Origin of the sequence: Clostridium acetobutylicum ATCC 824, from assembly GCF_000008765.1 — a bacterium.
GTDB classification, from domain to species: domain Bacteria; phylum Bacillota; class Clostridia; order Clostridiales; family Clostridiaceae; genus Clostridium_S; species Clostridium_S acetobutylicum.
The window spans coordinates 3,567,380-3,588,312 of sequence record NC_003030.1; the positions used below are offsets into that span (position 1 = coordinate 3,567,380).

The window sequence follows — 20,933 nt, forward strand, 5'->3', positions numbered from 1 at the left end:
ATTTTTCAACATTATAGTATCTTTTTCTACTATTATCGTCTTTTTTCTGTTTTGTCTTATAGTTCCTTTCCTATAAAAAGAAAAGAGTGCAGATAAAATCATCTGCACTCTTCTTTTTATATTACTTATATTAATTTTCCTCTACACCGTCATCTCTTTTTTTATATCTGTAGTAACCAAATCCCATACCTGAAACTATTACCAATGCTCCTAATATGAATGCCCAATCATAGCATACTCCACCTGTAGCTTTATAAATTCCAAATGCTCTACAAATTCCAAACCAGCAAGTATCTGTTGCTACAATTCCATATTTACTAAAGTGAGTAGTTATAAATGTTAAATATTCACCATCACTTTTTGCATCCATACTTGTTACCTTTCCATTGTCCGCTATGTGAACAATGTCTAAATTTATTCTCTTGCCTAATTCTGCAGGTATTTTTATTTTAACTTGAACCTTTCCATCAGGCTGAATTTTTACATTATTTTTTAATATTGAAACATCATATAAGGCAACTAATTCCTTACCTTTTAGTTTATCATTAGTTAAAGTTGCTTTTTTAACATAATCAGCTGAAGAATTAAATTCAGTTTGGTTACCTTCTTCTTTAATTGGGTCTACAACCAAAACGGTGTCTGGTGAGAACTTAGTTCCATCAACTCCTGTTACTGTGATTCCATTAGGTGAGTTGTGTAATAAAAGCTTACTAGCTTCATCAACCACATCATTTAATTTCTTTACCAAATCAGGATTAACTAGCGCTTTTTGCTCTTTATTTAGTGCATTGTAAGAATCATTTACTGCTTTGATTTTTGAAACATCCGCCTTCTTAACACTTCCCTTTGCTGGTAAAGCCTTTATTGCAGCTTCAACCCTTGCAACTTGATCCTTTAAAGCTTTTATAGCATTTAGTTTGTCCTTTAGATATAAGCTTTCATTTATAAGCTTAGCATACTGCTCATTTGTTAATGTTGAGCTTCCTCCTGCTATTTTATCATATACGCTCTTCATTTTGTTCTCTAAAGCTATTATGCCATCTTTACCATTAGGCAAGCTGTCTACTGTCTTAACAATGTTAGAAGTTTGATCTTTTAATGACATAACTTCTTTCTCAAGAGCTGCATATCTGTCTTCAAGGGCTTTTACACTCGCTTTTATCTGAGATGCATATGGCTCTTTAAGATCATTATGAGTGTTTAATTCATTTCTAATAGCATCAATAGCATTTTTACTGTCACTAGTATATAGAACATCATTTACACTTGGCAATGCTTTTAAAGTAAAGTTAAGTACACTTCTATTTCCTGACTTATCCACTACTTCAAGACTGTAAGCTCCAGGTGTTGTTAACTGACTTCCTGAGGTTAAGTTTTGAGCAGCTCCGTTGTTCTTCTTGTAAGTTGCAGTTTCAATTTGTCCAAAATTATCATTGTAACCTATAACCCTTCCTATACTGTAGCTTCCATTTTGTGCCGCTCCAGTAATAGTAGGAGTTGTTTTATCAATCATAACATTGTAAATTGTGTTTGAAACATTCTCCACTCCTGCATCTGATACAGCTTTAAACTGAACTGCTGAATTAATCTCATTGTTGAAGGTATAAGTTGTTGAATCCATCTTATTCCAATCACCTGATCCAATTTTAATGTAATAGCTTATTGGAGCTATATTGTTATCATTGGCATTTGAAACATCGAACTTAACTGATTTGCTAGTCCAACTGTTTACTGCTCCTGTAACATCAACCTTAGTAGAAGGAGCCAATGCGTCACGTCTTATCATAAGAGAATTCTCTTCTCCGTAAACACCAGACTTACTAACTGCTCTAAAATAGTAAAGCTTGTTTGTATTTTGATTGATTGTTATTTTATCCTTTAATGTACCATCTGATGATAATGGCATATCAGTCCAAGTACCATTGCTACCAGCTTTGTATTGATATCCTGCTATATCTGAAAATGCTGTAGAATTTGATAAAACTATATTTATATCAGAAGCTGTCCAGCTACTATTATAAGTCTTGTCTCCTGCTGTTGCAGTTATTTTAGGAGCTGTTGCTTTGTTGTTATCAACTATAAAGCCATCTGATGATACAACCTTTGATATATTTCCTGCTTTATCAATAGCTCTTGCATAAACTACGCCTTTAAACTGACGGCTTAATTTAAGCTCTGAGTAAGTTTTCCATGGTCCATTTTCGCTGTAAGCATCACCTGTACCATCTTCAACTACTTGATAATCATAATGGTCAATTCCACTTATATCATTATTTGCATATATATTAACATCTAAGGTATCTTTGAAGAATAGGTTAAAGCTAATAGTATTTAAAAACTCTGTAAATTTATTTTCTTTAAGAGCAACTGTCATAGCTGTTGGTATAGTCTTATCAAGTTTTAATTCAGCTCCACTAGTTACTGAACCATAACTTCCACCTTTAGATACTGCTCTAAAATAGTATTTTGCATCTTGATCCTTTGACACTGTTAATTCGTTAAAATTAGCACCCTGCATATCCTTCCAACTTGCTTCATCAGATGGATCTGTTGAGTATTGATATTTAACAAATGCAGCTTCACTAATTCCACCACTTAAAACAAAGTTAATATCCTTATTTGTCCATTGTCCATTGTAGTCAGCACCATTTGATGTAGTTGCAGTATTTACAATATTGTTAGTATAGTTTGGTTTTATGATGTATACATCCTTCTGTAAAACATCACTTTCAACTCCTGAATTACTTACTGCTTTAAACTTATAATTAACAGTAGCATTTCCTGTACTTGTTACTGTATAACTTGTACCTTCAATCGGATTCCAATCTGTTCCGTTTGTTGAATAATAGTATTTAACTCCTGAAGCTACATTATTAGGATTTTGAAGATTTACAGTTACATCCTTTTCAGCTGGAACTGTAGCTGAGTAATTGTAATCCTGTTCTCCTATCTTCATACTGCTTACTGCTACAGATGGTTTAACTTTATCTATTTTATCCACATTTACTACAGTAGAAGCACTTGCACCCGCACCGTTTATAACTGTGAAAATATAGTTACCATTTTCGCCAACTGTATATGAAGAGTTTTCTGTAATATCAACTGGAGTTCCATTATCCTTTATAACTGTTACTTTTGAAACACCAGAAGCTCCTGCAGTCTTTGATACATTTAAAACAACATCATTTTTTGTCCACTGTGTTGAATTTCCTGTAACATTAATAGTTGGTAATACCTTATCTATAATAAAGTTGTATGTTTTTGTGTTGCCATAAATATCAGTTCCTGTTAACTTGTAGTTTCCATCATCACTAAGTGTTGTATTGTTTCCATATGGTACTTCAGTTCCATTATCTACTGATATAATTGCATTAGGGAAGTTAGTGGTATCTATAGTTACATCGCCTCTATACTTTCCTCCGTCATCAATATTTTTTGCACTTCCATTAAATACTTTATTAATATTTATATCCTTCGTTACATAATGACTAGCATCTGAATCTCCATATCCTCTGAAGATATACTTTCCACCAGTAGATACAGTCATTGGTGAGTGCATATCCTCCCAAGTTTGGCCGTTATCTGTAGAATACTGCAAACTATCACTTGGGAATGTAAAAGTAATGTCCTTATTAGTTGGCGTATTATTTACATAAGGGTCGGTAGTACCTACATAGTACATTGAAACATTTGCACTTATAGTATAACTTCCAACAAATGCGCTCTTACTATTACCCGAAGCATCCAATGCTTGAACATATAAATCTGCTACTTCACCTGTTAAACTTGCATTATCTGATACATTAAGAGCATTTACTTTTTTCCAATCACTTTTAATAAGCTGTCCCTTAAAAATTCTAATAGTTCTATAAGAAGTAATATTACTTCCTGAAGACACTATGCTATATGGAACATTTTTTGTACCAGAATACAAGTTAGTGCCTGTTGTATTTTCTGTAGTTGTTATTGATATAGTATTTGTTTCCTTGTATATAGTTAATTTTTGACTATAATAAGAAGACCAATCACCATTTGCATTTTGAGTTCTTAATTTTATAGTATAACTTCCACTTCCAAGTCCATTAAAATCAAATGTTACATTAGAAGGCTTGTTTGAACTAGAATAAGTTTTAGTAAGTGCTGATATCGGCTGCAATACAGAATCGTATACGGTCCATTCCCAATTTGCTATATTATCTCCATTAGGTATATATGACATATCAGTTGCTGTAACCTGAGTTCCAGTTCTAAGTGCTGCTACTGCTGTGTCTGGCATTAAAGCACTTGTACTAAGGTTAAACTGTGACACTGGAGCTATATTCGCAACAGTTGCAACATATGAGCTGGCATAATTACTCCACTGTCCGGTGACGCTATCCTTTATTCTAAGATTAACTATACTATAAGTTCCTTGTGGAAATGTTAAGGCTGTGGTTCTTGCATTTCCCTTATCCTCCCAAACACCAGTCACTACATTTAATACTCTCCAGCTGTAATCTGCTATTGGATTTCCATTAGAAGTTGTTGTATCCGGAGTGCTTACTGTAACTTGACCATTTCCATTGAACACTGTTGATAGATTAGGTTTATCAATTGTACTTTCACTGTCTATTTTTCCTGCTATATAATCAGAAATAGCTGCAACACCTTCACTTAAACTGTCTGTAGAAGCATTACTTCTGTTTATAAAGGTTCCTCTACTATTATTTCTTGAAATAAAGCCATTTGCCTCTGATTCTACTGTTCCTCCACTTATACTGTTATTAATTCCCCATCCAACATAATGCGAATTGTTTAGCATCATGTAATAAAGAATTGAACTGTACTTAGCATAATTATTAAAATCACTTACTCCATCATTATCAACATTTACAACTAATTTCATAGAATCATTGTACTTCCAATTTGTACTTCTAACTAAGTCTGCAAAACCAACAGAGGTATCTTCTTGCATAGTTATATTACTGTAAGTAACCCTTGTTTGTATTCCGCAGTTATGAGCTTGATATGAAGCAATAGGTCCGAAACCAAATTCTCCAAATGTATCTGGAAGAGCTACGTTTGTAAATATAGCTGATGATGTAGTATTATAGGTTCCATCAGTAAATTGATATAGAGATGCTGATGTTGGTGATGCAACAAGCTTTAAATATCTAAGTCCTCCAACTGATGCTGGTTTACTAGTTTTAGAAAGCAAGGTTACAGTTCCACCCCATAAGTTTACTGGTGCATTTAATGTTGTTACACTTCCTACAACAGTTTGGCTCGTTTCTTGAGTAAATAGTGATACATCTATATTCTTAAATTCATATATTCCTGCCACACTTGAACCCATTAATGCTGCATAACCCGATAATCTTCTATTTCCTGAAGAATCATAGGTATATTTACTTCCAAATAGGAATCCTGCTCCATCAAGTGTGTGGTAGTCAACAGATCCTTCATCAAGAGTAAAGTTAAAAACCTTGTTATTTGCATTGTAATTAGGTGTAATTAAAAAATCTTTAAATGCTGGTATTCCATATCCTAGGAATGTTACTGATTTACCATCCCCAGCTATTTGAATATGTGTGTTTGTTATGTTTGTTACATTTGGGTCAGTATACTGAACGACATAGTTGTCCGCATCGTTTACAGTTGCATTAGTATTTGTATGATCAAACCTCTTCCACGGAAAGCTGTTTATATTTGAATTAATTGTGGAATCCACTGAACTTACAAATACTCTGCTTGAGGAAATACCATATCTAGAACTTAAATCCGCCTTTAAGGCATCTGAAAAACCTGTTAAATCTAAATTATTACTTACTGCATCGGCTGCAAGTACAACCTCTATAGGCTTTGTACTTTGCGGTGATGCGTTAGCAATATCTTTCATGTTCACTACAAAACCAGCAATCATGAAAAACATAACTAAAAAAGATACTACCCTCTTATCCTTCCTCGACATTACTCCACCTCTTCCTTTATGTTTGTATATTTATAGTTATTTAATTGATAATTGTTTTTATTTAATTATACATATCTTCAATGAAAGAATAATAAAACCACAATGAAAGAATAATGAAAGAACTTAATAAAAAATAAAGCCTTAATCCTACAATCTTCTTGGATTAAAGCTTCTTATTTTACATCTTACAATTATTTCAATATAAATTATCGTAAAACTTTTATTAATTTTCTGTAAAGCTCCTCTACAGAATCCTCCACCTTTACACCTAATTCCCTAAAAAGTACTTTGGCATATCTTTCATAATGTTTATTTAGTGATATCTTATCTCTTCTTGCTGCCAATATGTTCATAAAAATTTTATTTACTTCACTGTCCAATTCATTGTATTGAATCAATTTTTTCCCCATGCTATAAGCATCATTTATAAGATCGTTTTCTAAATACCAACTACACACTTTTCCAAGAAACTTACTGTATAAATTAGATGCATACTCTTTCTCTCCAACCGCCCATATGTATTCTTTATCATCAAAAAGATCTCCTTTATAGAGATAAACTAATTGTTTAGCTCTATCTATATTATCTTTGTTGATCTCTTTTATAGATTCTACTCCGCTTATAAAATCAATGTAATCTACGTAAACATCTTTAAAGTCAAATGAATACCCTTGAGAATCAAATGTAATTATTTTTTTTAGTCCTAGAGGGCTTAAAGCTTTTCTTAGCTGATATACTATAGTATTCAAATAACTCTCAACATCTTTCAATTCCATCTCTTCAAATATGTCCTTTATCACTCTTCCCCTCGAGATACTTCTACCACTATTAATTACAAGATACGAAAATAGCTCCATACTTTTAGTTGATATCCATTTTACAGATTCATTGTTCCTTCCCCTCACCTCTAATCCGCCAAAGCAATAAATAAATGCCTTATATTCTTCTTCACCACTTTTTATAATCACCTTACTTGCTCTATCTATAGCTCTTTCTAATTTTTCTTGGCTTACAGGTTTTACTATATAATCTAAGGGAAAAACATCAAAAGAATCCAGTGCAAATTCTTTGTGAGATGATATAAATACAATGTTTATTTGTTTTTTTAAATTAACAATCTGTTTCGCTAAATCTATTCCATTATCTCCTGATATCTTTATATCTAGGAAAGCTAAATCCACTTCATTATTTTCTAGAAACTCCATAGTTGTAGAAAGTCTATCAAATGTCCCAATAACCTCCACGTTATGTATCTTACTAAGCATTTTCTTTAAAATTAAAAACATTGCCTTATCATCATCAACAATAATAACCTTCATAAAATACCTCCTACTAATTTAACTCCCATTAGGAATGCTGAAACACACTGTAGTTCCTTCATTTAATCTACTTTCTATGCTTAGCTTTCCATTATTTTTTTCAATGAATTCTTTACAGAGAATTAGCCCAAGTCCACTTCCCTTCTCACCTGAAGTTCCATCTAGTGACATAATATCCTTTCCACTCTTTAACCTTTCAATTATGCTCTTATCTATTCCAATACCATTATCTTTTACTGAAACTAGTACATCCTCACCTTTCACTTTTGCTTCTATATTTATCTCTCCCTCACTATCTGTAAACTTTACAGAATTGGTAATCAAATTCCTTAAAACTATTTCAATCATCTCCTTATCTGCATATACAATTATACTTTCATCAATTCTTATGTTTATTTTTATATTTTTTATATTAGCTTTATGTTTAACAATTCCAACTACACGCTTAACACTTAAAATCAACTTATAATTTTCAGGTGAGCAACCTATACCTTTTTTTTGGCTTTCAACCCAATTAAGTAGATTCTCAACCATAGCAAATATTTTCCTAACCAATTCTATAATTTCAGCTACAACTTCCTTATTTTCTTCTGTCATTACACTCATATCTTCTTCTATGAATTCTACTAAATTCAAAAGCATCGCTATAGGATTTCTAATATCATGTGCGATAACAGATATTAGTTTATCTTTAAACTCATTAGTCTCTGCAAGAACTTTTGATTTTTTTTGAATCTCTTTCTCTGTTCTTATCCTTTCAGTTATATCATAAAAAATTGATACCGTTCCAATCACTTTATTATTTGCATAATATAGCGGATATATATGAACACTATATTGCTTATTAAATTGCTTCAAATTAATTAAAAGCTTCCCCTCTGATAATTCACTACAAGCATTATACCAATTGTTCCATTTTGAAATAATATTATAACCACTGCCACCATTTTCTAGCTTAAATCCTAAATCACCTAATATTCGGTTAGCTTCAATATTGTAGTCTATAATTCCACCAACCTTATCTAAAACTAAGTACCCTATTTTAACGCTTCTAAGTATAGTTTCATTAACTATAGGTGTAATTGAAAAAAGCTCATACCTTAATATTCCTATAAATAATATTACCCCCATAACTGCAAAAGAAAAAATATAAAGAGTGGTGTATTCAAAGAATTGATTTATATAATCCCAAAGTAAGTCTGGCAAAATAGGAACTACTAAAGCAATTAAAATTATCACCGCTTGCCTTCTATAGCTCTTACTCATACTTGCAATATGTCTAGCTAGGAATACTAGCGCAAACACAACTGATATATCTCCAAGCAAAAATATAGTCCTTGCAAACAAGGTTTTTCTTATTGTTAAAACTCCATTTATAACTAATGTCTCTTCACTCATAATATGGTGAAAATCATCTGTCCAAATTAAAATTAAAATAGCACTGCATACTAGTAAAGCCATACTTACAGGTAATGACTTTATGTATTTACTTTTGCCTATAAAATCAAGAACTATAGCTATTGAAATAATGGGATATATGATTAGAATCGTCTGTTCTACATTTCTAAAAACTATCTTTCCGCTTGTACTAAAATTAGAATGCTCTAATATGGCCGCTATACTAAAAGCAAACCCTGTAGTCATTAAAAAAAAGTATGATTTAACTCCATTTGCAGCCTTATAGTAGTACGCAAAAAAACCAATAATTGATATTATTACAACCGATATTTCAATTATATATATGTTAAGTAAATTCATTTTCTCCACCTTTAATACTAAAATATTTTTCAAATTACTTAACATAGTATTACTTATTTTAAAGAATAAAATACGTTCTTATAAAAAAAGCCGGAATACCAGTTCTACCAATTATTCCAGCTTTTTTAATACAAACTTACATTGCACCCTCTAAAATTTTGCGGCTTACTTCTAATGTTATAGCTCCAGTTTCTGATAATGCTTTCATACCGTGCTTATCCAAAGCATTTACTATATCATCAATTTTATCAGCTGTAACACCATATTCAGATAAGTGTGTCTTAATTCCAAGACTTTCAAAGAACTCACGTGTTCTTAAAATTGCTAAGTCTATTCTGCTATCATCATCGCCTTCAGTTATACCTAGTACACGCTCTGCGTATTGAAGTATCTTTCCTTTCTTTTGTTCTCTCATAACATTCCAAATTGATGGAAGTATTATTGCAAGGGTTTTTCCATGATCTATTCCAAACATTGCTGTAAGTTCATGCCCTATCATATGAGTGCTCCAATCCTGCGGAACTCCTGCTCCAATAAGCCCATTAAGTGCCATTGTAGCACACCAAACTAGGTTTGCTCTTGTATCATAGTCCGTTGGATTATCTATAGTCTTTCTCCCTATCTCAATTAATGTCTGTAAAATTCCTTCTGCTGTACGGTCTTGAAATCTTCCTTCTGCTTTAAAAGTTGCATATTGCTCAAGCACATGAACAAATGTATCTGCAACACCATTAGCTACTTGAGATTCAGGTAGTGTATAAGTTAATGTAGGATCTAATACAGAAAACTTAGGAAATACAAGCTTACTTCCAAATCCGTATTTTCCATGTTCATAACTAATTACTCCTCCATTATTCATTTCAGATCCTGTAGCTGGAAGTGTAACTACTGTTCCAAGTGGCACAGCTTTATTAATTGCCGCTGCCTTTTCTCTTGAATAAAGAATTTCAGCTGCATTATCTCCTTCATAGTACGCTGCTAAGGCAACAAACTTGGTTCCATCCATTACAGAACCTCCTCCAACTGCCAACAAAAAATCTATATTTTCTTTTTTTACTATATCCACTGCTTTCATTAAAGTTGTAAATTGTGGATTAGGTTCAATTCCTCCAAATTCAATAACTTGTCTATTTCCCAATCCGTTTATAACCTTCTCAAGAGTACCAAATTTTTTAACACTTCCACCACCATAAAGTACTAATACTTTTGCATCTCTAGGAACAAGGTTATCAAGCTCATTTAAACGATCTTTTCCAAATACTATATGTGTTGGGTTAAAAAAATCAAAATTATACATAAGATTATCCCTCCAATAAGTTATATTTTATATATTCTTTCTAGTTTTATACAAACTTATGCTACAATAATTATAAACCTTAGAGTACACTCTAAGTCAACTTTAATTATCCTAAACAGTTTTAATTTGCTATTAATGAATATTTCCCAATATAAAGTAGTATGCTAATATGAATAAAATTAGAATAGTGGGGTATTTTTATGGATGAAGATGAGATTATTAAAGCCTTTGATATGATGTGGGGTAAATATATAGAACCTGTAGCTTTGATTCGCCATAACTTTAATGTTGTTGCTTTAAACGATGCTGCTAAATCATTAGGGATGCTTACAGGTGTAAAATGTAGCGCCAAAAATCCTGAATCTCATAAAGGCTGTAAAGCTGCAGAAGCTCTTAGAACAAACTCAACTCAGATATCCAAGGATGATATATCAGGATCCGAATGGACAAGCTTTTGGATTCCCGTTTCAGGTCATCCTGATTATTATGTACACTTTGCTAGCGGAATAAATGAGTACTTAAAAAATTCTAAATAAAAGGGTATATACCCTTTTATTTTATACTACTTTTGTATATATGTTCGTTTCTCCCTGCTTTTTAGAATACTCTCCCATCATAGGCACTAATTTTTTAAAATGCTCAGATTGCATGTGTTTTTGTAAACACTCCATGCTTTCCCACTCCTCAATCATAGTGAGAATTGTTTTATCCTTTAAATCCTGATACATTTCATATTTTATGCATCCTTTATCCTTAGCTACTGTAATTTCTACTAATTCCTTTGCTACCTTTAAAACATCTTCTATTTTTTCTTCTTTAATAAAGTTTTTCGCTACTACCTTTACCATATTAAATCATCCTTCCTTATTTAGAAAATCATATACAAGGTCTTAATAAAACCTCATATATGATTGTACTTCTTATAAGCTATACATTTCAACTTAATTAAACTAGATTACAGTGCCACCTAAGTTCATCCAATTGCCCCACCTATCTGTCCTTGCAGTTTGCCATATATTCCAAAGAGCACTATCCCTGCCCCTTCCAAATACTGATATTCGTCCTTCTCTATTATTTCCTACGGCTAGTCTATCTATCCAGCCCCTAAGCGACTGCCAACTACTCCAACCATTGCCTTGGGCATTCTGTCTTATATTCCAAAGAGCATTATCTCTTCCTATTCCGAAAACTTCTAATCTTCTATTTTGATTTTCTGTAACTGCTATCGAACTAACTGAGCCTCCGAGAGATTGCCAATTACTCCAACCTCCATTTGGTGAAGTTTGCATTATGTGCCATACAGCACCGTCTCTGCCTCTTCCAAAAATAGCCAGCCTAGCACCTCTATTATTTCCCAGTGTTAATATATCTATCCAACCACCTAAGGTCTGCCAGCTTCCCCAACCAGAATTAGGAGCAGTTTGCTTTATGTGCCACAATGCATTATCCGTTCCTATTGTAAACACTTCTAATGTTCTATTCGCATTTCTTCCTACTACTACTCCATTAATTCCTCCCCCTAGGGAATTCCAGCCGCTCCAACCACCATTAGGTCTTGTTTGCCACGTATGCCAAAGGGCACCATCTCTACCTCTTCCAAAGGCTTCTAATCTACCATCACTATTACTTGCCACTGCTAGCTGATTAATCCAGCCTCCAAGTGTCTGCCAATTACTCCAACTATTCTGCTGCGTTTGCATCCTATACCAAAGAGCGTTATCTCTTCCTATTCCAAATACAGCCAGCCTTCCATTTGCACTTCTTTGAACCGCTATGGAACTTACCCACCCATCTAAATTGGACCAATTGCTCCAGCTTCCATTAGGTAATTGCATTTTATACGCAACTTGATTATTACTATTGATTACAAATACATGTAACCGTCCATTGGAGTCATTAGCTGCTGCTATTACTTCACGAAAATCATTTGTAACCCTGTCCTCATCACGGTACATGTAATCAAACTCATTGTAGTCTCCATAGTTTTCTGAAATAGCAAAATTTCTTCCGTGATATGGACAATAAAATACTCTATTTGTGTTATAAGGTTCCAAGTAAATTTCCTCCTAAAAATATTCACACAAAATATATTATATTCTCCAAGACTAAAAATGCTATTCCTAACTAGCATCTATTTCACACTATCAATGAATTCATCAATTATCCTTCTCGCAATAGTACCTTTACCAGGTATATTGGGTAGCTCGTCTTTACTGAACCATCCAGCATCAGTTATCTCAATACCATCCACCTTTATATCTCCTGCTTCATACTCTGCAAAAAATCCAAGCATGAGTGAATCAGGAAATGGCCAAGCTGAACTATTATAATACCTAATATTCTTTACCCTTATGCCAACCTCTTCGAATACTTCTCTTCTGACTGTGCTCTCTAAATTCTCTCCAGCATCTACAAAACCAGAAATTAGAGCATACATACCATCTTGGAAATTACTGTTATGTGCTAATAATATTTTATCCTTATTTATAATTCCAACTATTATAGCTGGAGAAATCACAGGATAAATTATGTTACCACATTTATTACATACCTTGGCTATCTCATCCTCTTTATCGTTTGTTTTAGCTCCACATCTACCACAAAATCTATGTTTTCTATCCCAGTTTAAAATTTCACTAGCTCTACCCGCTGCTAAGAATATTTCCTCTTCCATTAATGATAAAATCTTACGCAGAGACATAAATTCAAAGTTCTCATCTAATTTAATTTCTTCAAAAAGCTCAAGGGCAAAACATGCGTTATCTCCTATTTCCCCTAAAAAGATTTCTTTCTCGTAATTTATTTTCAGCTTTTGTACATCCTCAAGCGAAGGAATACATGGACTATTTTTCGTTTTTACTATTACATTTCCTTCAAAAAATGCAAAACATAAATCACAGTTCTTAACTCTTCTATTTACATCGGATATTATCCTAAATTCACTCATATTTCAATGTATCCTTTCATCTCATGCAAAAACGCATACCAATATTTATTTTATATTATAACATAACAAGCCAATTAAAACATTCTATAACTAACATTGAATATTCAAATGAATTTATATAATAAACTCATAGTTGTAAGCTTAGATATTATTAACTAACTATATGTAATACATGAAATAATTCTGCATTGAATTTAGTAGTGTATGGGGACTATACTTTAGGTGATTTATTTTTAGCCTACTATTTTATTTTTTCAAGGAGAGTGGACATTTATGTGAATCTTAAAGACACATAGCTATTTCTTTATATATAAATTCAATAACTAAATACAGGAGATGAAAGAATGTTTAGAGGAATAAAAAATGTAAAAATTTCCAATATAATTATCTTTATGGGTGTGTTTTCTATACTTTTAACTTCTATTGTTGGTTTTCTCGGTTTCAATAACATGCAGAAGATAAACAACAATGTTAAAAGTATGTATAATCAAAACTTAATGCCAATTTCCGATATTGGAGGAATAAAATCAGAGTTCTTAAAAATACGTCTTGATGCTACTAATGCTGCTAGGAGTACAAGCTATAGTTCTGAATATGCCTCTAATATAAAAAATTATGATAATAGTATAAAGGGTTATCTTAAAAATTTTATAGGCAGTGGATTAGATTCAAATGAAAATGCGTCTATAAGTTCTTTTAATTCTAACTATGAAGAATACTTGAATTTATGGACAGAATTAAATTCTGCATTAAAAACTGGTGGAAAAATAGCAGAAACTAAGATAAATAGATTTGCTGAACTTGGTGATATAATAGATAAATCCCTTACAGCTTTAAGAGACTACGAAACTAAAAAAGCTCAAGTGGTTATGGGTTCAAGTGACTCAATCTATTCTTCTAGTAATAAAGCTTTTATTATAGTATTGATATTTGCAATTTTTATATCAACATTTATTTGTGCTGCGGTTGTAAAAATCATTAAAAGTTCATCAAGAGAAATTATAGAGAATTTAGAATCAGTTGCTAATTGTGATTTCACTGTTAAAGTGGATAGTACCCCTAAAAACGAATTTGGTATAATGAGCAGTTCTTTAGAGAAAACCATAATAAATATCTCAAATATGATAAACGATATAAGATCTAAATTTGACCATATAGATTCAAAATCACACGATTTAGCTTCTGTTGCTGAGGAAATGACTTCTTCTTCTGCAAACGTTTCAATATCAATACAAGAAACTGCTAAGGGAACCTCAGAGCAATCTCAAAACCTACTTGATATAAATAATGCAATAGATAAATTTAGCCATGAATTAGACAAAGTTGTAGAGTCCATAAATAGTATTGATGATAACTCAAAAGGAATTACTAATTTAGCTAACAATAGCGGAACTAACATGGAAACACTTTTATCTTCAGTTGATAACTTAAGTTCTTCCTTCAATGAATTTATAACAAAGATATCAACTTTGGAACAAGATGTAAATAGGATAAATGAAATAACAGACTTAATTAACAACATTGCTGATCAAACAAACCTTTTAGCTTTAAATGCTGCTATAGAAGCTCAAAGGGCAGGAGAATCTGGAAGAGGCTTTGCTGTCGTAGCAGAAGAAATAAGAACTCTTGCAGAGCAGTCAAAAACTTCTTCTGAAAATATTGGTATTCTAATAAAAGATATTGTAAATAATATGGGAAACATGCTAGATAGCTCAAACCTTATGAACAAAGAACTTGACGGCCAGACGAATGTAATTAATATTACCATCACTTCCTTTAAAAATATAATCCAAAAAATAGGGGAAGTAATACCAAAAATAGAGGTAGCAAATATGTCTGCTATGAACATTAATGAAAAGAAAATGAGCATAGTATCAAGTATAGAAAGCAGCTCTGCTGTATCACAAGAAATAGCTTCGGCCTCTGAAGAAATAGCAGCCTCCGCTGAAGAAATGAGTTTATCAGCCAAAAGTGTTGGAGAAACTTCTGAAACTTTAAGTGTAATGACTAAAAAAATGCATGAAGATTTAACTAAATTTAAGGTTATAGAAGCTTAAACTAATATATTTTTAACCAATAAAGGTGAGCACTTAATTTAGTGTTCACCTTTATTGCTAGTTATTATAAATCCCCTTTAATGTTGACTTTTCTAAAATATGTCCTTCCATAGCTTTATAGAGCTCATTCATGTAAAATCCATCTTTAAGATTAAGCTTTACATCTAATGCAAAAACATGAAGCTCATAAATATGAGGAGCATTTGGCGGTGTCATTCCTCCATATCCTATGCAAAATTTTCTATCCGTGTTTCCAATAGGACTGCACCAGCTATTTATTCCTTGAACAAAATCCTTTGCTGAAATACTTTCATTTTCATTTAGTTCTTCTTTTGTTATATTTGAAGCTAACCAATGAATCCAGGAAAACCCTACCACAGGAACAGCATCTTTGTCCTCTAAAACAAGTGCATATGAGACAGTTTTATCGGGAGCATTTTTAATTTTAACTGGCAGTGAATAGGTTGGTATACCTACTTCATTAAACTGTTCTCCCCTTTTACCGTACTTATTTTGGATTACTCCATTTACTATACCATAACTTGTAATGTTCAAACTTACTCCTCCTTCAACCTTTAATTTTTATTTTAGTATATATGGGAGTATTGATTACGTAAATTACCCACTTTTTTGTGGGCACACTAATTTATACTTATTTATGTTTTAGTAAAGTTTTCTCACCTTCAGTAATCATAAATTCACTGCCAACATCCTGCATTATAGTTAATGCTTCAAGCAAGCGTTTACCTCTCTTCTCAGTTAGAAAATACTCAACCCTTAAGGGATACCCTTTGTATGTAATTTTATCAACCAATTCAAATTCCATTAACTCTTTTAACTGCTCTAAGAGCATTTTTTGTGTAATACCTTTAATATCTCTTTCAAGCTTTGAAAGCGAGGTTTTCCCGAGCCTAAGCCTCCATAAAATTATAGTCTTCCACTTTCCTTTAATCATATCATGTACTATTTCTAAAGGGCATGTATATTCTTTTCTTATCTTCATCTATTACCTCCTGCTTTAAAATAAAAGCCTAGAAAAAACTAAAATTTCCTAGGCCTTTAGACTATGCTATTTACTCAAAAGGATATCTTATTCCCCACTGACTTCTAACTTCATCCATTATATTCATTACACCAAGGGACAGCTGTAGCGTATAATCCGTATCTTTATTCAATATACACGCCTTCATATCCTGAACTTCATACACTAATGCCCTATCAGTTTCTCCTGCTTCTACAACCTCTACTGACCCATCTGGATAGGTTATTGTAGCCTTATCAGCTCTTGGGAAATTTTCTACAGTTATATATGCTTTCTCTCCTGCCACAACTCCTCTTTTAGGTTGTTTTGCTCTCATGGTTAAAGAAATAACTGCCATTTCATCCTCTGCATTTTTAAGTATTATACCTGACTGTTCATCCACTCCAGTTTCAAACTTCTTCACTGTTGTTAGAATCTCCTCTGGCTGGCTAGAAAGAAAGTATCTTGTAAAGGAAAGTGCATAAGTACCTATATCTAGCAAGGCTCCCCCTGCTAAATCTTTACTAAAAAATCTGTTATTCACATCATACTCTTTAAGACTTCCAAAGGAAACCTGTATCATTTTAACCTTTCCGATCTTACCTTCATCTACAAGCTCTCGAAGCTTTTTATATAATGGCATATGATAAATGGTCATAGCCTCTCTCACTATTAAATTCTTTTTATTAGCCAAATCAACAATTTCTTTTAATTGATTACCGTTTACAGTTATAGCCTTCTCGCAAAATACATGTTTATTATTTTCAAGACTTTTAATTATATATTCGTAATGATTACAATGAGGTGTGGATATATATACTACATCAATGTTTTCGTCCCTTAACATTTCATCATAATCTCCGTAAAATTTTTCAGCTTTATACTCATTGGCAAATTTTTTAGCTCTCTCAATATTTCTTGATGCAACGGCATATATATTGTTATCAACTTCTGATATAGCTTTTGCAAAATCTCTAGCAATAGTTCCTGGCCCCAATATAGCCCATTTTATATTCCTCATAATTTTCACCTTCCTACTTATATTTTACATTTATAATATCTACTGTAACATACTACTCATTTTTTCTGCAACTATACTTAAATGAGTAAAAGCATATATTGTAAAATACACCCTATATTATGATATAATATATCTCTAACAAAATACTATTGGAGGTTTTTTATGTCCGAATTTAACGCAAAACCAGTAAAAAAGCTATGGAATCCTAATTCTTTCATTGTATTTTCTGTACTATTTTCATTTCTACCTGCCGGAATAATGTATGCCTTAAACTATGGACGATCTGGATACAATAAGAAGAAATGGACATACCTAATTGGTGTAATTATATTTCTGCCTATTGCCCTTTTTTTAACGTCTCTTTTACCAGATTTTCTTAGTAAAACAGTACTTACCGGAATTAATGCCGTAGGTGGAATATATTTTATGAACACTCAAGAACAACTATATAAAAATCATATTAAAAGCGGTGAAAAAAGAGCTTCGTATTTCTTACCCATAACTATCTCGTTATTGTTTACGGCTCTAATCCTTGCTCTCTACATAATAGGCAGCTAATCTAAATAATAAAAGCAATAAATAGCTTGTATGCCCTTATTGCTTTTATTTTAATCACATTTTATTTAATAATATCTTCAATCCAGCTAAGTATTCGCTCCCAGCCAATTAACTTTGCACCAACCTGGCAATGATATCCTGCTCCATTTTCTGATGTAAAAAACATGTATTCCTTTTTACACCTTAAAACATCATATAATGGTTTCGATTGTCCTCCAAGAATCCCATCGTTATCACTGTCTATAACCAGTGTCGGACACTTTATCTTTTCAGCTATATCCTTAAGATAAAAATCCTCTGCCTTTAAAATATACTCATGGGGACTATTCACACCAAATACATACATTCCATGATAAATCCCCCACCTAACCTTAGAGTTTAATTTAGCAATAGAATATATATTTTTATCAAACTCTTCAGGATTAATACGTGCAGCTGAAAAAAATTCTTCTCTTGAATTATTACCTAATTCTCTTAGTATCCCACCAAAAAAATCATAAACTCCACTGTTTGCAACACAAGCGGCAAGCCTATGCTCAAAAGCAGCTGCCCTGGGTGCAAGATATCCTCCAAGGCTTTCTCCCCACAGGATAATTTTTGCCTGATCAACCTCTTTTCTTGAGATTACATAATCTATAACTGGTGTTACCACTTTCTCATAATCGTATCTGAAAAACAACTTCTGTTTTCTTACGGCTTCCCCCTGCCCGGGTCCTTCAAAAGTAAGAAAATTCATTCCATGTTCCAACGCTGTCATTGCAAGTCCATAAAATTCTTCTTTTGTTCCGTCATAACCGGTCATTGCTATCAAAACTGGCGCTTTTCCGTTTGAATTTTGTAATTTGTAATAATGTGCTGGCAAAAAAGTATTCTCATATGGAATTTTCACTGCTTCAATTGCAGGTTTGTTAAGCTTCATAACATATGAAAAACACCGAAGACTTTTTTCATACAATTCTCCTATTATTGGATTATTTGGATTCTCGTGAAGATAAAATTCAGCAGTTCTATAATAATTAGCTGCTCTAAGATATGCCTTTTTTGCACTTATAAAATGCCCTTTTGAATATGACTCCTCTGCACTTTCTTCAAGACTTTTAGCAGTTTTACTCCACTCATCACACCAGCTTTTAAAATCACCTTCTTTTATTCTCTGTGCAGTTTCTACAACTTCTCCAATATCCGCTGCTCCTGAAGCCGACGAACCTAAAACTCTTAATGTTTGAAACTCAAATTGGCTGTCTTTAAATATCAAATTTTTCATTATTTCTCCCCCTAATAAACTCCACTTTTTAATTTTCTTTTTGTTATAATACTTCCTAAAAGCCAAAATAAAATAGTGCAAAGTAAAAGATAACCAAGCTCAGCTTTAAACTTTAATATACTGCTTCCATTTTCTATTCCCTGGCTAAGTGTCATGAATTCCTTTTGAGGAATAACATTACAAATATAATTGAACATCTTATTATTTACTTTAAAGGAATAGAAGCAGCCTGCCATTATAGACGTTAATGCATAAACTCCACTTGCAAATACTGAAATTTCTTTTTGCAGAATTGAAGAAATAAGAAGAGCTGCCGCAGTTGAAATAGCACTAAGAATCCCTATAAGTAATCCAAGACCCCCAATGGTGAAACCAATTTTTACTCCAAAACATAGTTTTGTAATTATAACAGCTGCATAAGTCGGAACATAGACACATATAAATGTAGCCAATCCTTGAGCAATAAGATATTCTCTTTCACTTACAGGTGCTGTTAGTACTCTCCTAAAGGTTTTTAAATCTCTATCCTCTGGAAAAGTGAGAGTTAAAGCAACTCCTTGAGTTAAAACTATCATCATAATAAAACCTAAAATACTGGTTCCAACACCTCTTTTACTTTTTTCCTCTTCCTTGTTATAAGTGACCTTTCCTGTTTTAAAAAAAGCTTCTATCTTTCTTTTATCCTCTTTATTCTTTAAAGTAATCACCTTATAATTGCCATTATCTTTTTGCTTTACAATGGCAGCATATTTACCTAAAAGTAGATTATATTCAGCTGGACTTTTCCTCATTACATCTATCTCAATTTTGCTATTCTTCGGAATATTTTGAACTTTATTTGTAACTAATGCAATATTGGTTTTCATCTCTGCCTTAGTTGAAAATAATATGGCAACACATATCATAATAGGAACAACTATTACTGCAATAATTATGATTGCTTTTTGCTTCAAAATTCTCTTTATATTGTTCTTAAACAAATTTATTATATTCATTATACGTATTCCTCCGGTTTAAAAATAATTTGGCATATTACTATGCATATTATAGAGCTAACTAGCATTACACCAATAGTTGGAAGATATATACTAAAATCATTATCATAAATTATTCTAAAAATGCACTCAGTAATCCACTTAAGAGGTGATAAATTAGATATACTTTCTACTATCTTTCCAAGACTATATACAGGAAAAAACACTCCTCCAAAGAATATAAATAGCATGATTACAATTTGAAGCACAGAATTCGCTCCCTCTTCACTCTTAAAAATGCAGCAAAATAAAACTCCTAAACAGCATCCGAATAAGGTTAACATATTTATTAAAATTATTATATAAATCGTACTCCTTGTACCATAATTTATATTCAAAACATATTTTCCTAGAACTATTATAATACTGTAGAATATTGATCCTAGAATATAAGTTGAAATTATCTTAGATAAGTATATTTCAGCCTTAGAAACTGGAGCATACACAATTCTAGTATTTCCTTTCTTAACACTCTTTTCCATAAAGGTATTTGATGCTGTAATGCAAATTATAAATGCTGTAAAAATCATCATAGTTACACCATAATAATCGTAGGAGGTTACATTAAAAGATCCATATCCATTCTTCATGACAAATCCTATACTACCAATAAGTATTAAAGGAAATATAGTATTAAAAAATAAAAGCATTGGATTTCTAATAATATTTTTAAAATCAAACTTAACTATCCTTATAAAATTCATAGT

At 32.2% G+C, this 20,933-nt stretch carries 16 protein-coding genes; 3 read left to right on the top strand and 13 right to left on the bottom strand.

The genetic code is table 11. The features are described from left to right. Positions 1–130: 130 nt before the first annotated feature. From CA_RS17430 to CA_RS17445, 4 genes are all read right to left on the bottom strand, one after another. The gene (locus CA_RS17430) at positions 131–5,950 is read right to left on the bottom strand and encodes an S-layer protein (RefSeq protein ID WP_010966659.1); all 5,820 of its coding nucleotides are present in this window, start codon (positions 5,948–5,950) and stop codon (positions 131–133) included. Positions 5,951–6,156: 206 nt separating this feature from the next. After that, a complete protein-coding gene (locus CA_RS17435) occupies positions 6,157–7,269 on the bottom strand; it encodes a response regulator (protein WP_010966660.1) in 1,113 nt (370 codons plus the stop codon). 18 nt (positions 7,270–7,287) lie between these two features. Beyond that, on the bottom strand, positions 7,288–9,027 hold the full coding sequence (locus tag CA_RS17440; protein WP_010966661.1) for a sensor histidine kinase: 1,740 nt from the start codon (positions 9,025–9,027) through the stop codon (positions 7,288–7,290). Between the two features lie 136 nt (positions 9,028–9,163). After that, entirely contained in the window at positions 9,164–10,324 is a 1,161-nt protein-coding gene (locus tag CA_RS17445) for an iron-containing alcohol dehydrogenase (protein WP_010966662.1), read from the bottom strand. A 200-nt stretch (positions 10,325–10,524) separates the two neighbouring features. Between CA_RS17445 and CA_RS17450 the strand changes: the two genes are divergently transcribed. Further along, entirely contained in the window at positions 10,525–10,860 is a 336-nt protein-coding gene (locus CA_RS17450; RefSeq protein WP_010966663.1) for a hypothetical protein, read from the top strand. A gap of 21 nt (positions 10,861–10,881) precedes the next feature. Here CA_RS17450 and CA_RS17455 read toward each other — a convergent pair whose 3' ends face one another. From CA_RS17455 to nudC, 3 genes are all read right to left on the bottom strand, one after another. Further along, positions 10,882–11,172 (bottom strand): putative quinol monooxygenase, encoded by a 291-nt coding sequence (locus tag CA_RS17455; protein ID WP_010966664.1) that lies wholly within the window; start codon positions 11,170–11,172, stop codon positions 10,882–10,884. Between the two features lie 102 nt (positions 11,173–11,274). Next, positions 11,275–12,378: a hypothetical protein gene (locus CA_RS17460; protein WP_010966665.1), complete on the bottom strand. Its 1,104-nt coding sequence runs from the start codon at positions 12,376–12,378 to the stop codon at positions 11,275–11,277. A 77-nt stretch (positions 12,379–12,455) separates the two neighbouring features. After that, positions 12,456–13,271: an NAD(+) diphosphatase gene (gene nudC, locus CA_RS17465; protein WP_010966666.1), complete on the bottom strand. Its 816-nt coding sequence runs from the start codon at positions 13,269–13,271 to the stop codon at positions 12,456–12,458. Positions 13,272–13,615: 344 nt separating this feature from the next. Between nudC and CA_RS17470 the strand changes: the two genes are divergently transcribed. Continuing rightward, the gene (locus CA_RS17470) at positions 13,616–15,328 is read left to right on the top strand and encodes a methyl-accepting chemotaxis protein (RefSeq protein ID WP_010966667.1); all 1,713 of its coding nucleotides are present in this window, start codon (positions 13,616–13,618) and stop codon (positions 15,326–15,328) included. A 57-nt stretch (positions 15,329–15,385) separates the two neighbouring features. On the opposite strand, the gene CA_RS17475 is transcribed toward CA_RS17470, so the two are convergent. The 3 genes from CA_RS17475 to CA_RS17485 all read right to left on the bottom strand — a co-directional run bounded on the left by CA_RS17475 (position 15,386) and on the right by CA_RS17485 (position 17,370). Next, positions 15,386–15,883 (bottom strand): YbhB/YbcL family Raf kinase inhibitor-like protein, encoded by a 498-nt coding sequence (locus CA_RS17475; RefSeq protein ID WP_010966668.1) that lies wholly within the window; start codon positions 15,881–15,883, stop codon positions 15,386–15,388. A 97-nt stretch (positions 15,884–15,980) separates the two neighbouring features. Next, positions 15,981–16,331 carry a winged helix-turn-helix transcriptional regulator gene (locus CA_RS17480; RefSeq protein WP_010966669.1) on the bottom strand — a complete coding sequence of 117 codons (351 nt, stop codon included), beginning with the start codon at positions 16,329–16,331 and terminating at the stop codon, positions 15,981–15,983. A gap of 70 nt (positions 16,332–16,401) precedes the next feature. Then, positions 16,402–17,370 (bottom strand): Gfo/Idh/MocA family protein, encoded by a 969-nt coding sequence (locus CA_RS17485; protein WP_010966670.1) that lies wholly within the window; start codon positions 17,368–17,370, stop codon positions 16,402–16,404. Between the two features lie 162 nt (positions 17,371–17,532). Between CA_RS17485 and CA_RS17490 the strand changes: the two genes are divergently transcribed. Further along, positions 17,533–17,928 (top strand): hypothetical protein, encoded by a 396-nt coding sequence (locus CA_RS17490; protein ID WP_010966671.1) that lies wholly within the window; start codon positions 17,533–17,535, stop codon positions 17,926–17,928. A gap of 61 nt (positions 17,929–17,989) precedes the next feature. Here CA_RS17490 and CA_RS17495 read toward each other — a convergent pair whose 3' ends face one another. From CA_RS17495 to CA_RS17505, 3 genes are read right to left on the bottom strand one after another with little or no spacing between them, the layout of a single operon-like run. Next, a complete protein-coding gene (locus CA_RS17495) occupies positions 17,990–19,192 on the bottom strand; it encodes an alpha/beta hydrolase family protein (protein WP_010966672.1) in 1,203 nt (400 codons plus the stop codon). A gap of 11 nt (positions 19,193–19,203) precedes the next feature. Further along, a complete protein-coding gene (locus CA_RS17500) occupies positions 19,204–20,187 on the bottom strand; it encodes an ABC transporter permease (RefSeq protein WP_010966673.1) in 984 nt (327 codons plus the stop codon). Beyond that, entirely contained in the window at positions 20,187–20,930 is a 744-nt protein-coding gene (locus CA_RS17505) for an ABC transporter permease (RefSeq protein WP_010966674.1), read from the bottom strand. Before CA_RS17505 ends, CA_RS17500 begins: the two co-directional genes overlap by 1 nt. Positions 20,931–20,933: the final 3 nt, after the last annotated feature.